A 13277-nucleotide genomic window follows, 5' to 3' on the forward strand; every position below is an offset into this window, starting at 1 on the left:
TATTATCCCTCCACAGCTTTTAATACTTCTTCAACAAAGTTTGGCTCTGGATAAGCACCAATGAATTCACCTTTTACTACCCATTCTCCATTTTCAAATACTTCAATTACTGTATGAGGAACAGAACTTACATTATGTTTCATTGAAATTTCATAAAATTCATTTGCTTCAACCATTTCACCATTGATATTTTCATTAATCATAGCTGCTTGATGTGCTGATAAAACAGCTCTTGGACAGTATGGGCATGTTGGTGTAACGAATACTCTTAATCTCATTTTTTTGTTTATAGTTTTTAATTTATTTACTGTATCTTCTGACAATTCAACTTCACCATTTTTAGATAATAAAATTAAATCCTGTAACAACGTGCTGAATTCATGTCCAGAAGGAATACCATAGAATCTAACTCCTAAGTCTGAGCCGTTTGAAGCTAAGATTACAGTTGCTGGAGCTAATGTCTTGTCTATATTATATTCTTCAGCTATTGGTGAGTCAATATGATGTACATCTAAATCTATATTTTCTACGCCTTCTTTTAATTCTGTGTATAATTGTTTTGTAACATCACAATATTCACAATTTTCTTTTTCAAATAATATGATTCTAACTCTACCTTTCATTTCTCCTAATAAATCTCTCACTTGTTCTAATGTTTTTTCATCTAATAATTTTTCCACAAAAAACACCTCCGGTTTTATATATTTTCTTTTGCCTTCATAATAAAGTTTTTTAATATTACAATTTGCTCTTCCATCTCTATAATAAAATTTTTAATTCTTTCATGCCCTTTCTTTGTAACTTTATAAATTTTTCTTGGGGACTGGAAGTTGTATCCCAATCAAATATTATCTCAGCTCTTTTTTCCAATTCAGATAAAGCTCTATATACCCTACCTTTTTGCCCAATTCCCTCAGGAATTGTTATCCCCATTTCACAAAGCCTGTTGGATAATTCATAACCATAACTGGGTTTTTCAGCAATCAAAATAAGCAGAAGGTCACATATTAATTTTCCGCTTTTATTAAATACCTTACATTTATTAGTCGACTCCATATTCAGACCTCCAAAATACAACAAAAAAAGTCAAGTTTTTTATCCACATTCATATTATATACAAAATGTATATATTTGTCAACTAATAAAGGTGAAGACTTTGTTTTTATTATATTAAAATTAAGTATAAAATTAAAAGCCTCCGATAACGGGGCTTTTAATCGGAAAAAGCATTGTAAATGTCTTTAATATCAGCGGAATATTTTTTTAAAATTTCCAGTAATTTCGGATTAAAGTTTTCTGGTGAAGTTCTATCGTCACCATTTAGAATTATTTTCAATGTTTTTTCGTGTGAAAAGGCATCTTTATAAGGTCTTTTTGAGCGTAATGCATCATATACATCAACAATTGATACAATCTGTGCTTCTATAGGAATTTCGTCTCCTTTTAAATTAAAAGGATAACCTCCTCCATTATATTTTTCATGATGGTATAAAGCAATTTTTAAAGCTGTTTCAAAGTACGGATCATTACCCAGAAGCCTTTTTGCATAAATTGTGTGTTTTTTCATAATTTCAAATTCTTCATCTGTTAAACGTGTTTTTTTATTTAAAATTTCTAATGGAATAAAAATTTTCCCTATATCATGTAAAGGAGCAAATTCTCGAATTTCTAATATTTTTTCATCTGATAAACCTAACTTTTTCGCAACAAATGAAGCTAATTCTCCAACTCTGTATATATGCTGTCCTGTGATGTCATCATGAGCTTCAGCTACTAAAGCTAATTTATTTGCAAAGTTTAAATAGGCATTTTTGATCTTATCAATATTTAATTTTTTTGAGAGAATAGATTTTGCCAGATTAATAAAAGATTGGAATATTTTTTTATCTTCATCGTCAAAACTTTCATTACTGTTTTCCGCTATATCCAGAGAAAAATTCAAAATTATATTTTTATCTATATATGCTGTTGCAAGCATAATTTCCTTAACATTTTTTACGGCTCGCGAAAATTTTTTTAGAGTGTTTTCGTCAAAAATAGATTCATTAAATTTTCTTAATTCATTACTTTTAAAAATTTGGATTTTTTCTTGTGTTTGTATCATATATTTTCTCTTTAATTCCAGGGATTTCAATATATTAATATCATATCCAGCTACTGAGAGAAATTGCCATCTTTCTCCTTTTCCGATAGAAATGCTTCCATAATTGGCTTTTTTTATAATTTTCAAAGCATTTTTAAGTAAATAATCAAAATACATTTCCAAGTTTATATTTTTTTCTTCTAGATTATATATAAGATTAATGACTTCCTCTAACTTTTTATTTGCATCAAGTAATTCTTTGTTTTTTTGTTCCAATTTTTTTTGAGATTTTATAATTTCAGTAATATCAACCCAGAGAACCAATAATCCTTTTTCATTATTATTTAATGGAATTGATGTTTTATAATCTTTAAAATACAAAATTTTATCTTTTATAACTAATTTAAAATTATCAACATATCCTTTTTTTTCATCAGATATTATTTCAATATCTTCAATAACAGAATCTTCTAATAGCTTTTTATTATTATTATCAAATATTTCTAACAAATTTTTTCCAATTAAATCACTCTTTTTCATTTCGAGAAGATTGGCTAAAGCATTATTAGCAAAAATGATTTTTTGCTCTATATTTTTTATATATATTGGATTTGGCGAAAGATTAACAATTTCTTCTATAAGTTTTTTTGAATTATTCAGTTCTGTTATTTTCGCTTCTAATTCCAAAAGTGCATTTTTAAGACTTTTTGTCCTTTTGTCAACTTTTCTTTTTAATAGTTTTGAATAAAAATAGAATAAAGCAATAATTATGGAAACAGTAATAATTCCGAATACTATACTAATTTTTAACCATACCGGAATTTTTTCTCGTATAACTGGTTCAAAATATTTATCAAATGTCTTATAATAAAAAGACGTATTGTTTTCTTTTAGTTTTACTATATTTTTATCAAAAATATCAAAAATTTTTTTAAGGTTATCATCTTTTTTATACATGATAAATCCGCCAACTGGTTTGAAAATAATAGATGTTTTATTTACTTTATAATTTTTTTCCTGATCAAGACCAAAAAATCTCGGCACAACTCCAGCATCAATCTTTTTTTGATTTAAATTTTCGAAAATATCTTTATATGAGTCAAATTCAATAAAATCTGCCTTAATTTTAAAACTATTCAAAATATCTTTTATTCCAGCATTGCCTTCATAAAAGATATCTGTTTTCATAACTCCAATTTTTAAGCCTTTTAAATCAAGTAACGAATTAAGATGTAAATTATTTCTTGTGTATACAACAGCCCACTCAAAAAATACAGGATCTTTATTGAAGTAAAAATTTGCAGCCCTTTCTTTCGTATACCCTAAAGGTGCAACAGCATCAATTTTTCCTTCTTTTAATTTTTCAATTAAATCTTCCTGTGAGTCTATAATAATATTTAAAGGTATATTATTCTTTTTTGCAATGTAATTTAATATTTCATTTAAAAATCCAGTATTTTCATCAATAACAATAGGTGGGGCTTTATACAAGCCAATCGTTATTGAAAGAGAAAGTATGGGAATTATTATAATGATTAAGAAAATAAAAATTTTTTTCATGCTATCCCTTCTTAATATATTATTTTATTTTTACCTTTATTTTTTGCAGTATAAGCTTTTTTATCTGCTTTTTTTATTAAAATGTCGATATTTGTTTTACTACTATCTTCAATTCCTACACTAAATTTTAAACCCGTACTGGCAAGATTCTTTTTTATCCTCTTTATGATATTTCTGGCTCTGAATTTATTAATATTTTCAAAAATTATTACGAACTCATCTCCCCATATCTATATGCTTTATCATTCGAGCGAATTGAATTTTTTAATATATCCGAAAAATCTTTTAATAGTAAATCTCCTTTTAAATGCCCATATCTATCATTTATTTTTTTAAAGTTATCCAGATCAATAAATGCCACAGAGATCAGTTTTTTTTCTCTTTCATACATTTGAAGGTCTTTATTCAATTTTGATGAATTATATAATCCGGTTAAATAATCTGTTTCACTCAATTTTTTAATTTCTTTAAAATGTTCTCCATGAACAAGTATCATAGAAATAATTTTTCCTAAAACAGACAATATTTGCATATCTTCTGTTGTTGGTCTTAATCCATCTTTAGGGCTATCACAGGATATATAACCAATGAGCTCATTGTTTTTATTTTTTAAGGCAATAGCAAGAAGATCGTTTTTATTCCACATATAATCCTTGCTATTTATATTATTTGCGTTTATATTTTGTTCAAATAAAAATAATCATTTTTATCCAATCTTTCAGCTATATTTGGAATAAAATAAACTTCACCATATCTATAGTTATCTTTAAAAACTTCATTTATAATTTCTGAAGCTTTTACTTTTCTAGCTTTTAGTTTTTTGAATTCTTCACTTGAGAAACCTGAATAAGAAACTCTTTTAATTAAATCTTTTTCATAATCAAATTCTGATATTAGAATGTATTTATATCCAAATTTTTCATTAAGAAATTTTGCAGCTTCTTTTAAGATAAATTCTTTTGACGCTTTTATTGAATATGAGTATAATAAATTTGAAAATTCAAGCATTATAGCATTGAAACGGTTTAGCCTTTTATTTTTTATTTCTTCTTCTTCTTTTTCATATATGTATTTGGTTATAAAATAATAAATTCCAAGAAATAATAAATTTTGAAATAAAAAATAATATTTTACTATTATATTTTGACTCAATAAATATAAGTATATACTTGGTAATGAAGCTATAAAAAAGATGTATTCAATAATAAATAATTTTATACCGAAAGTTTTAATATCCACCATCAAAGAATTTATAATTTTTGATAATGATATATATAAAAACAGTTTCGTATAGATATTTAAATCGAAAAAGTTAACTATTACATATGAACTATAATACATGAAAAAATAAACAAGAAACTTTCGAATCCTTCTTAAAGAGTTTATTTCATTTAATCGAAATAAGGTTATTAAAGATGCTGCAAAAATATATTGTGGCCCATATAAATAAGCAATTAAAAATCCTGGCACATTGGATACAAGGCGATTGTGGTTTTTCCACTTTACATCTATATTATCTGAAATAAATGTTATTAAAAAAACTATTATTAAATTTGAGATTTTAAAATTAAAATGAAATGGAAAATAAACAAACAGCAAAATACCAATCAAACTATCAAAAATAATTTTTTTTATGTAACTACGGTTATGCATTTTTAAAAATCCCCCCATTAAAAAATCACTTTTTAATAACTTCATCATCAAGAGCTTCTTCTATTTCATCAAATCCGTATAATCTGGTTTTTATTTTTAAATCTTCTATATTTAATATTTTTATAACATTCTTTGCCAATAAGAACTCAAAAGGTAACCAGGTAACATGACCAGTAGGAATAATATAACGCTTAGCTCCATGAAATTCATTAAAAAGCATTTTTCTGCTTTTTTTAGATAAAGTTTTATCGAAAAATGCTTCAACAAAGGTTACTTTTTTAGGATTTATTAAATGTGCATAAGATAAAGGATCTATTTTAAATAATGGGTGAATACTTTCAGAATTCATTAACTCATCCAATGACATTTTTCGAACCTTTTCAAATTGCGCATTATATATATCGAAGATCTTATCAGGATTGTGAAGATCATAATCATCTTTAAATCCTTTTTCTATTAATCGCTTCACAAATTTTGTGGCAGGAGAATTATATAATATTTCTGGCAAATGCCCTCCTGTAGTCATTAATAAAAAGTGTTTCAATTGCGGTTCTAATGCTTCAACAATAGTTCCAACCATTCCTCCCAAACAATATCCTAATAAAATATGATCTTTTTTCCATAATCCTTCTTGTTTTAAAAAATCTATAGTTGTTAAAGTATCTATTACCCCATGTTCCCAGAATCTGTACATTACTTTTAAATCAGGCCATAAATAGCTTCTACCACTAACAGATTTTTTATCAACCCTTGTATAGTTTCCAGGTAATATTAATATAGTTGTATTTATTCCTACACTGGCAAGTCTTCTGGCCATCCATATCATATATTTAACATTTGCACTTCCAAGACCATGCAAAATTAAAGCAGAAGCATATGTTTTATCCTTTGGCATAAAATTATATAACTCAACAGTTTCAGTTCCTTCTGCAGGATTTCTATATAATGTTTTAAATCGAACATAATTACATCTATAATGCTTTCCTTTGAATATAAAACCGGAAATATAATCAATCTTTTTCTTTTCATATGAAAAATCAATCTTCATTGTTCACCAAACTCCTCATAAATTTTACAGTTTCATTTAAAATCTTGATAGTCTGTATATCATTATTTTCAAATTCGAAAGCATGATCTCCATTATTATGAACAAGTATTTTTACTTGAATACCCTTTTCTTTTAATTTTTTAAATAATTCCACAGAAGAAGAAAAAGGAACTGTTTTATCTTTCTTTCCGTGTACTAATAACACTGGTTTCATATTTTCGTTAATCCAGAAAATAGGTGAATAATATAAATATTCTCCTTCTTTAGTCGGGGTTGGTAATCCCTTTAATGTTGCAGCAGTAGCAACCTTAGCAAAGACGGATTTCACATTTTTATCAAATAAATGTTTTAGATTAGCAGGCGTATAATAAGATACAACACCTTTAATTCCTTCAACATTTTTTTCATTCTTTACAAAGGTATTATAAGCATAGTATAATAATGTAAGATGACCTCCTGCTGATAATCCCATTAATATGATATTATTTTTATCCAATTTTAATCTATAGCAATTTTTTTAATATAATTTAATGCATCTGTGTAATCTGAAAGTATTTCATTCATTGTATGTGATATTCCGAGTCTATAATCTATTGAAACAACAGCAAATCCTTTTGATGCAAGAAATCTACACCATGACACGTTATTTTTTTGATTTCTAAAACCAGAAACCCATCCGCCACCGTGTGTAAAAAAGACAATAGGAAATTTTTGTTTTTTGATTTCGGAAAGTATATATCCAGCTTTAACTCTTTATTTTCGATTTTTTTATAGGTATATGTATATGGACCGTCAAAATCTGATGCTTCTATGGAAGTTTCCTTAAAAGTAAATTCAATATATATAACCCAAACCAAATAATAAAACCATATATTAATGCAATTGAACCCACAAAAGAGATAATAATATAATAATTAAAGCATAAAACTTTTTAAACTTTTCTTTATTCATATAACCTATCACCAAATTTCTGTTTTGTTATATTATACCTCAAAATAATAAAAGGAGCAAATAAGTATGAGTTTTGGAAAAATTTTAAAAATAATAGAAGAAAAAGATTTTATTGAACACAGCAAAAATATCAGAAAAGAGGTTTTAAGAATTAATAAGTGGTTATTAAAACCGAGAGAATTAAATATGAGAAAAATGTTATCAGTTTTTAGATTTTTAAGCAAAAACGCAGAAAGAAAAATTTTAAATAAGCATTTAAATGATTTACAATTTCTTCTTATTCATATTGTCGAAAAACCAAAAGAAAATAGAATAAAGGATTTAAAAAATATTATGGTTTATTAGACAAAGATGTGGAAATGATAAAATTTTTAATGTACCCTAAAGATTTTCCTCCAGGAGGATATGAGGAAAAATTAAAAAAATATGGAATAGAATTATATACACCTAAAGTAATCTTTAAAAAATTGCCATTTAAAGATTATATTGATCTATATGCTTTAATGACATATGTTCCTCTTGATGAAAAGAATCCGTTTATACAAAATTTATTAGATGAAATACTAAAAATAGATCCATTGGAAGATAAAAAATCATATTTCAAAAAGATATTGGATATATATAAAAGTTTAAATGAGTTCGAAAAACATTTGTTGAATATACAATTGAGAAACTTTTCATATTATCATTATAAATTACTCAATACTGATTCTATAAAAGGATTGGTTATAGATGGCAGTAATGTAATAAGATATGAAAATAAAAATTCATTACAATTTTTAGTGGATATATTAGATAATATGTTTTTGGCAAAACAACCTTTTTTCCTATACATATAGTTTTTGATAACAATATAGAATATTTTTTAAATGAAGAAGATAAAAAGGTTTTAAAAGCATTATCTGAGAAAAAAAGAGTATACTTTAATTCACCTGCCGATGAAATGATAATCTATATTTCAAATAAATTTGACTATTATATATTATCAAACGATAAGTTTAAAGAATATGATGTAGATACAAATAAATTACTGAAAATAGAGGATTTTAAATTTGACAATTAATATATCAAGTGATATATTAATTATAAATTACAAAAAGAAAGGAGAAACTTTATGAAAAAGTGCATGAAAGATTTATTGAATACACAAAATTTTACACAACTTCAAATGAAGAATCAGAAACATGCCCATCAACTCCGGAACAATTAATCTTTGCAAAATTTTTAAAAGAAGAATTAGAAAGCATAGGAATGAAAGATGTAGAATTAGATGAGAATGGTTATGTATATGCAACACTTCCTGCAAATATAGACAAAGATATTCCTACTATTGGTTTTATTGCACATATGGATACTGCTCCTGCATTAACAGGAAAAGATGTAAAAGCAAAGATAATAAAATATGAGGGTGGAGATATCATATTAAATAAAGAAAAAAATATTGTTTTAAGCCATGATGAATTTCCAACATTAAAGAATTATATAGGACAGGATATTATCGTAACAGATGGAAATACATTACTAGGTGCCGATGACAAAGCAGGCATAGCAGAAATCATTACTGCAATGGAATACTTAATAGAACATCCAGAAATCAAACATGGAACTATAAAAATCGGATTTACGCCAGATGAAGAAATTGGTAGAGGGCTGATAAATTCAATGTAGAAAAATTTGGATCTGATTTCGCTTATACCGTAGACGGTGGAGAAATAGGAGAATTAGAAGCTGAAAACTTTAATGCTGCTACAGCAACTTATACTATTCATGGTAAAAGCATCCATCCTGGCACTGCAAAAAATAAAATGATTAATGCTGCATTAATAGCCGCAGAATTAGCCATGATGTTTCCTGAAGCTCAAACACCACAACATACAGAAAAATATGAGGATTCTTTCATGTAGTTCATATTTCAGGCGATTGTGATAGTGCAAAATTAGTGATAATCGTAAGAGATCACGATAAGGTATTATTTGAAAATAAAAATGGTTATGCGAAAAAAATGCAGAATTATTAAACAAAAATATGGTGAAGGTACAGTAGAACTTGATTTAAAAGATAGTTATTATAATATGAAGGAAAAAATTGATCCAGAAATTATAGAAATAGCCAAGCAGGCCATGGAAAATGTCGGAATTAAACCAATTATAAAAGCCATCAGAGGCGGAACTGATGGCGCAAGATTATCATATATGGGCCTACCATGTCCAAATATTTTTACCGGCGGTCATAATTTTCATGGAAGATATGAATATATTCCAATTCCATCTATGGAAAAAGCAGTAAAAACGATTATTGAAATAATAAAAATTGTATCAGAAAAATAATGTGGCATATGCCACATTATTTTTCTATTATTCGCCAATTCCTTTTTTTTGCAATTCTTTTTAATCTAAAATCCGGTGAAACACAAACGGGATTCCCAACTTTTTCCAATAAAGGTAAATCAGATATAGAGTCGCTATAAAAATAAGCATCATCTAAATTAAAGTTATGTTCCTTGCATAATTTTTCAGCTTCTTTAACCTTATTCTCTTCATACATATAAGTTCCCATTTCGCCAGTAATAATACCTTTTTTTATAATAGTTCTGGTACAAATAGCATCATCAAAACTTAAATATTCTGCTACTGGCATAACAATAGAATCTGGCGATGCGGAAATAATAACGAGATAAGCATTGTTTTTTCTATGAATTTCAATTTCTTTTTTCATACTCTCTCTTATATGAAACTTTCCATTTTCTTCAAACCACTGTCTGGCAAAACCAAAGGCTTCTTCTGCACTTTGACCAGCATATTGAGCAGCTGTATCCCTCATCATCTTTTCCATATCTTTTATTTCAATACCAAGTTTATAGAATAAAGTAAATAAACCCATTCGGTAATATTTCCACCATGTGAATTTACCGTGTTTTATTTCATATTTATAATAAAGCTGTGGGCTATATTTATCAAGTAATGTTCTATCTAAATCAAAAAAAGCTACGTATTTTTTCATATGTCCCTCCTGCAAAAATATATAGTTATTATATCATATTTTATAGTTAATAACAATTCTTTTATAAAGGATATTATCTAATTAAAATTGAAATATTTACTATATTTTAATATTTTATTTACTAAAATTATCACATATTTTATTATAATATATTTAAAAAAACTCACAAAAGATATTTTTCGCAAATATGCGATAACAGGGAGGATGGGAATATGAAAAAAAGATTAGTTGTTGTGATTATTCTTTTGGTTGCATTTTTTGTCACGGTTTTTTCTATTTTTTCCAGTAAAGGAACTAATGCAATTAAGTATAAGAAAATTGAGTATAACAGTCTTACCTATTATGATGAAAATACTCATATAGTTTATTTAAACAAAGGAAATTTTACAGTAGATGATAATGGAATCTTATATTATGTTGTCCCTGCTTTCAACATTACAAAAAACAAACATCAAATTCTTGTTTCAAAATTAAATGTATTGTCAAAGAAAATAACCTATGACTTTTTAAACGAAAAAATTTTTGAAAAAACAAATGATTATGGAATTGTATCAGGAGCGCTAACTATTGACAATGGAATATTATACTATAAAGGAATTAAGGGAATATGGAGTATAAAAAATGAAAAGATTAATTTTTATCCCTTTTCCGAAAACATATTAATTAATTATGCCAATGGAGATTTTGTTCATACAGATGATGGTTTCTGGATTATAAGTGAAGTTGTGTATAGAGTAGGGAGTAAATATAATTTATATAAATACAGTAAAGAAAATGGAAAATTAGTAGTGAAAAACAAGATAGAAACGGAAGAAAATATATTAAATATAACTAAATATAATAATGAAGTTTATATTTTTTGCCATAATGCCGATAACGGAAAGTTTAATTTGTATAAAATAAAAAACGATTCTTTAGAAAAGGTATATACTATTTACGGCAATAGATTTCAGAGTACTGGTTATTATACTATTGCAAATTCCAGCAAAAAATATTATTTTTATAGTGTAAAATTTATATCCATCATAGACAATAAAATTTATTTGAAAGGTATGCTAAAAAATTCAGATGAATATAATTTAATTGAAATAAATTTAAATACAGGTAAAGAAAATTATTATGATCTATATCCAAACTACCAACTTGATTATGCAGCAGATATTCAATATACCATGAAAAAAATCAAAGGAAAATATTACTTATTCATAAAATCTAAAGATGATGATCCTGATAATTTAAAAATATTTTCTATAATTAAAAGATAAAAAAGTCTAAATTTTATATACTATAACAAAACATTTGAAAAGGTGAGATAAATGAAGAAATTTGTCTATTCATTATTAATAATTTTATTAATTCCAATATTATATATATTTTATTTATTTATACCATTGCATTACGGCATAGATAATATAAATAATAAAAATTTTAAAATAGAAAAAGTTGGTAATCTCAAAATATTATATCTCTCGGGAACACACTCGGAAATTGGTTATCAGCATGGATTAGCTTTAAAAGAAGAAATCAGTAAAATGAGAAATCTTTTATCTAAAGAACTCGAAAACAAAAACTTTTTTGAAAAAATTGTTATTAGATACACTATGAAAAATTATTTTAGAAGTATTCCTTCAGAATACAAAAAAGAAATGTCAGCTATAGCAAAGGCCAGTGGAGCTTCACTTGATACTATCCTTTTATTAAATATTTATGATGAATTATTTAACTTGTATGGATGTACCAATGTTTCTGTCTGGGGTAAAAAAAGTGTTGATGGTAACATAATCCACGGAAGAAATCTGGACTATTTTCTTTCTGATAAACTATGGAATCTAAATGTTTTATTTGTCTATAATGCAACTGATGGAAATAATTTTATTTCATTAACATGGCCCGGACTTATTGGAGTTCTCACAGGAATGAATAATAAGGGAATTTCTCTGGGTTCCATGACATCAGTTTCTATTAATCAACAAACAAATGGTATCCCAACAGGAATATTATATAGAATAATCATGGAAAACGCTAAAAATATATCAGATGTTGAAAATATATTGAAAGCAAACAAAAGAACAATAGGGAATAACCTTATGATTTCAAGCAAAAACGATAAGAAAACTGTTGTATTCGAATTTGATTCAAAAAATCTTGAAAGAGTTGAAAGTAAAGAATGGATTGTTTCAACAAATCATTTTACTACCTTGAAAAATAAAGAGGAAGATTATTCAGGTTCAATATCAAGAAAAATAATTGCAGAAGAATATTTAGAGAACAAACAAAATATTACTTTAAGCAATATTGTAGAAACTATGAGAAATCTGGATACGGGCAATATTGGTAATCAATCAATATGTAGATCAGATACAGTTCATAGTGCAATTTTTTTACCAATAACAGGAGAAGTATATATCGCTGCAAATGACGGTATATATGCCTCATTGGGAAGATATTTCCACTTTTTATTTAAGCAGGGAAAATTAAAATATATTGATTATATAGATTATTCAGATGAATATTTTAGTTTCTTAAACAACTTTTTTTATTATAAATATCAAGTAGAAGAAATGGATAATAAAGAAATCATGCATTATATAGAATCATTTACAAAAAACAGGAAATTTGATGATATGGACATAATTAAGATTATTCAGTTTTATAAAAATATCGATTTAAAGGAAAAAATATATGAATATATTGAGAGATTAAAAAGACATTTTGAAAGCTATCAACAAAAAATAAAAAAGATGAATAAAGATATTGATCCAGTTGATAGATTTCTACTTCTCAATCATTATGATGCCAGTTTGTTTTTTCTCGTTGAAGGATATAAAATAATTGGTGATATGGAAAACTTAAAAAAATACTGTGAAATAGGTATAAATGATGGTATTGATGGAGAATCAAATGCATGGTATGAAATGAAATTTAAAGAATACTATAAAAAATATTTTTCACACGAAACATAATGAAAGTATTTTAATAATT

10 protein-coding genes and 3 pseudogenes are annotated in these 13277 nt (G+C 26.0%); 5 read left to right on the plus strand and 8 right to left on the minus strand.

Annotated elements, in window-relative coordinates; all coding sequences use genetic code 11:
• Nucleotides 1-2: 2 nt before the first annotated feature.
• From pdo to DJ007_RS08250, 7 genes and pseudogenes are all read right to left on the minus strand, one after another.
• Nucleotides 3-680 (minus strand): protein disulfide oxidoreductase, encoded by a 678-nt coding sequence (gene pdo / locus DJ007_RS08215; RefSeq protein WP_129409168.1) that lies wholly within the window; start codon nucleotides 678-680, stop codon nucleotides 3-5.
• Between the two features lie 79 nt (nucleotides 681-759).
• A complete protein-coding gene (locus DJ007_RS08220) occupies nucleotides 760-1056 on the minus strand; it encodes a helix-turn-helix transcriptional regulator (RefSeq protein ID WP_129409169.1) in 297 nt (98 codons plus the stop codon).
• Between the two features lie 157 nt (nucleotides 1057-1213).
• Entirely contained in the window at nucleotides 1214-3643 is a 2430-nt protein-coding gene (locus DJ007_RS08225) for an HD domain-containing phosphohydrolase (RefSeq protein ID WP_129409170.1), read from the minus strand.
• An 11-nt stretch (nucleotides 3644-3654) separates the two neighbouring features.
• Nucleotides 3655-4289, minus strand: a pseudogene (locus DJ007_RS08235) (GGDEF domain-containing protein).
• Between the two features lie 29 nt (nucleotides 4290-4318).
• Nucleotides 4319-5296 (minus strand): hypothetical protein, encoded by a 978-nt coding sequence (locus DJ007_RS08240; protein WP_129409172.1) that lies wholly within the window; start codon nucleotides 5294-5296, stop codon nucleotides 4319-4321.
• A 25-nt stretch (nucleotides 5297-5321) separates the two neighbouring features.
• Entirely contained in the window at nucleotides 5322-6344 is a 1023-nt protein-coding gene (locus tag DJ007_RS08245) for an alpha/beta hydrolase (RefSeq protein ID WP_129409173.1), read from the minus strand.
• Nucleotides 6334-7031: pseudogene (locus DJ007_RS08250) on the minus strand (alpha/beta hydrolase family protein); the annotation flags it as partial. The gene DJ007_RS08245 and the pseudogene DJ007_RS08250, both read right to left, overlap by 11 nt.
• Nucleotides 7032-7361: 330 nt before the next feature.
• Between DJ007_RS08250 and DJ007_RS17625 the strand changes: the two are divergent.
• The 3 genes and pseudogenes from DJ007_RS17625 to pepT all read left to right on the plus strand — a co-directional run bounded on the left by DJ007_RS17625 (nucleotide 7362) and on the right by pepT (nucleotide 9622).
• Nucleotides 7362-7640 (plus strand): hypothetical protein, encoded by a 279-nt coding sequence (locus DJ007_RS17625; RefSeq protein WP_240739401.1) that lies wholly within the window; start codon nucleotides 7362-7364, stop codon nucleotides 7638-7640.
• 8 nt (nucleotides 7641-7648) lie between these two features.
• Nucleotides 7649-8134, plus strand: coding sequence for a hypothetical protein (locus tag DJ007_RS17630; RefSeq protein ID WP_240739402.1), 486 nt, complete (start codon nucleotides 7649-7651; stop codon nucleotides 8132-8134).
• Between the two features lie 250 nt (nucleotides 8135-8384).
• Nucleotides 8385-9622, plus strand: a pseudogene (pepT, locus tag DJ007_RS20195) (peptidase T).
• A 16-nt stretch (nucleotides 9623-9638) separates the two neighbouring features.
• Here pepT and DJ007_RS08270 read toward each other — a convergent pair.
• Nucleotides 9639-10295: an HAD family hydrolase gene (locus DJ007_RS08270; RefSeq protein WP_129409176.1), complete on the minus strand. Its 657-nt coding sequence runs from the start codon at nucleotides 10293-10295 to the stop codon at nucleotides 9639-9641.
• A 212-nt stretch (nucleotides 10296-10507) separates the two neighbouring features.
• Between DJ007_RS08270 and DJ007_RS08275 the strand changes: the two genes are divergently transcribed.
• Nucleotides 10508-11560, plus strand: a complete 1053-nt coding sequence (locus DJ007_RS08275) for a hypothetical protein (RefSeq protein WP_129409177.1) — start codon at nucleotides 10508-10510, stop codon at nucleotides 11558-11560.
• A gap of 51 nt (nucleotides 11561-11611) precedes the next feature.
• Nucleotides 11612-13258, plus strand: coding sequence for a C45 family autoproteolytic acyltransferase/hydrolase (locus DJ007_RS08280; RefSeq protein WP_129409178.1), 1647 nt, complete (start codon nucleotides 11612-11614; stop codon nucleotides 13256-13258).
• The last annotated feature ends 19 nt before the right edge of the window (nucleotides 13259-13277 follow it).

The sequence above is a fragment of the Marinitoga lauensis genome, from assembly GCF_004135675.1.
In the GTDB taxonomy this organism is placed as follows: Bacteria; Thermotogota; Thermotogae; order Petrotogales; family Petrotogaceae; genus Marinitoga; species Marinitoga lauensis.

Excerpts from the sequence above, each read along its gene's own strand:
- DJ007_RS08220 (WP_129409169.1), bottom strand. The coding sequence starts at position 1,056 with ATGGAGTCGACTAATAAATGTAAGGTATTTAATAAAAGCGGAAAATTA.
- DJ007_RS08225 (WP_129409170.1), bottom strand. The coding sequence starts at position 3,643 with ATGAAAAAAATTTTTATTTTCTTAATCATTATAATAATTCCCATACTT.
- DJ007_RS08240 (WP_129409172.1), bottom strand. The coding sequence starts at position 5,296 with ATGCATAACCGTAGTTACATAAAAAAAATTATTTTTGATAGTTTGATT.
- DJ007_RS08245 (WP_129409173.1), bottom strand. The coding sequence starts at position 6,344 with ATGAAGATTGATTTTTCATATGAAAAGAAAAAGATTGATTATATTTCC.
- DJ007_RS17625 (WP_240739401.1), top strand. The coding sequence starts at position 7,362 with ATGAGTTTTGGAAAAATTTTAAAAATAATAGAAGAAAAAGATTTTATT.
- DJ007_RS08270 (WP_129409176.1), bottom strand. The coding sequence starts at position 10,295 with ATGAAAAAATACGTAGCTTTTTTTGATTTAGATAGAACATTACTTGAT.
- DJ007_RS08275 (WP_129409177.1), top strand. The coding sequence starts at position 10,508 with ATGAAAAAAAGATTAGTTGTTGTGATTATTCTTTTGGTTGCATTTTTT.
- DJ007_RS08280 (WP_129409178.1), top strand. The coding sequence starts at position 11,612 with ATGAAGAAATTTGTCTATTCATTATTAATAATTTTATTAATTCCAATA.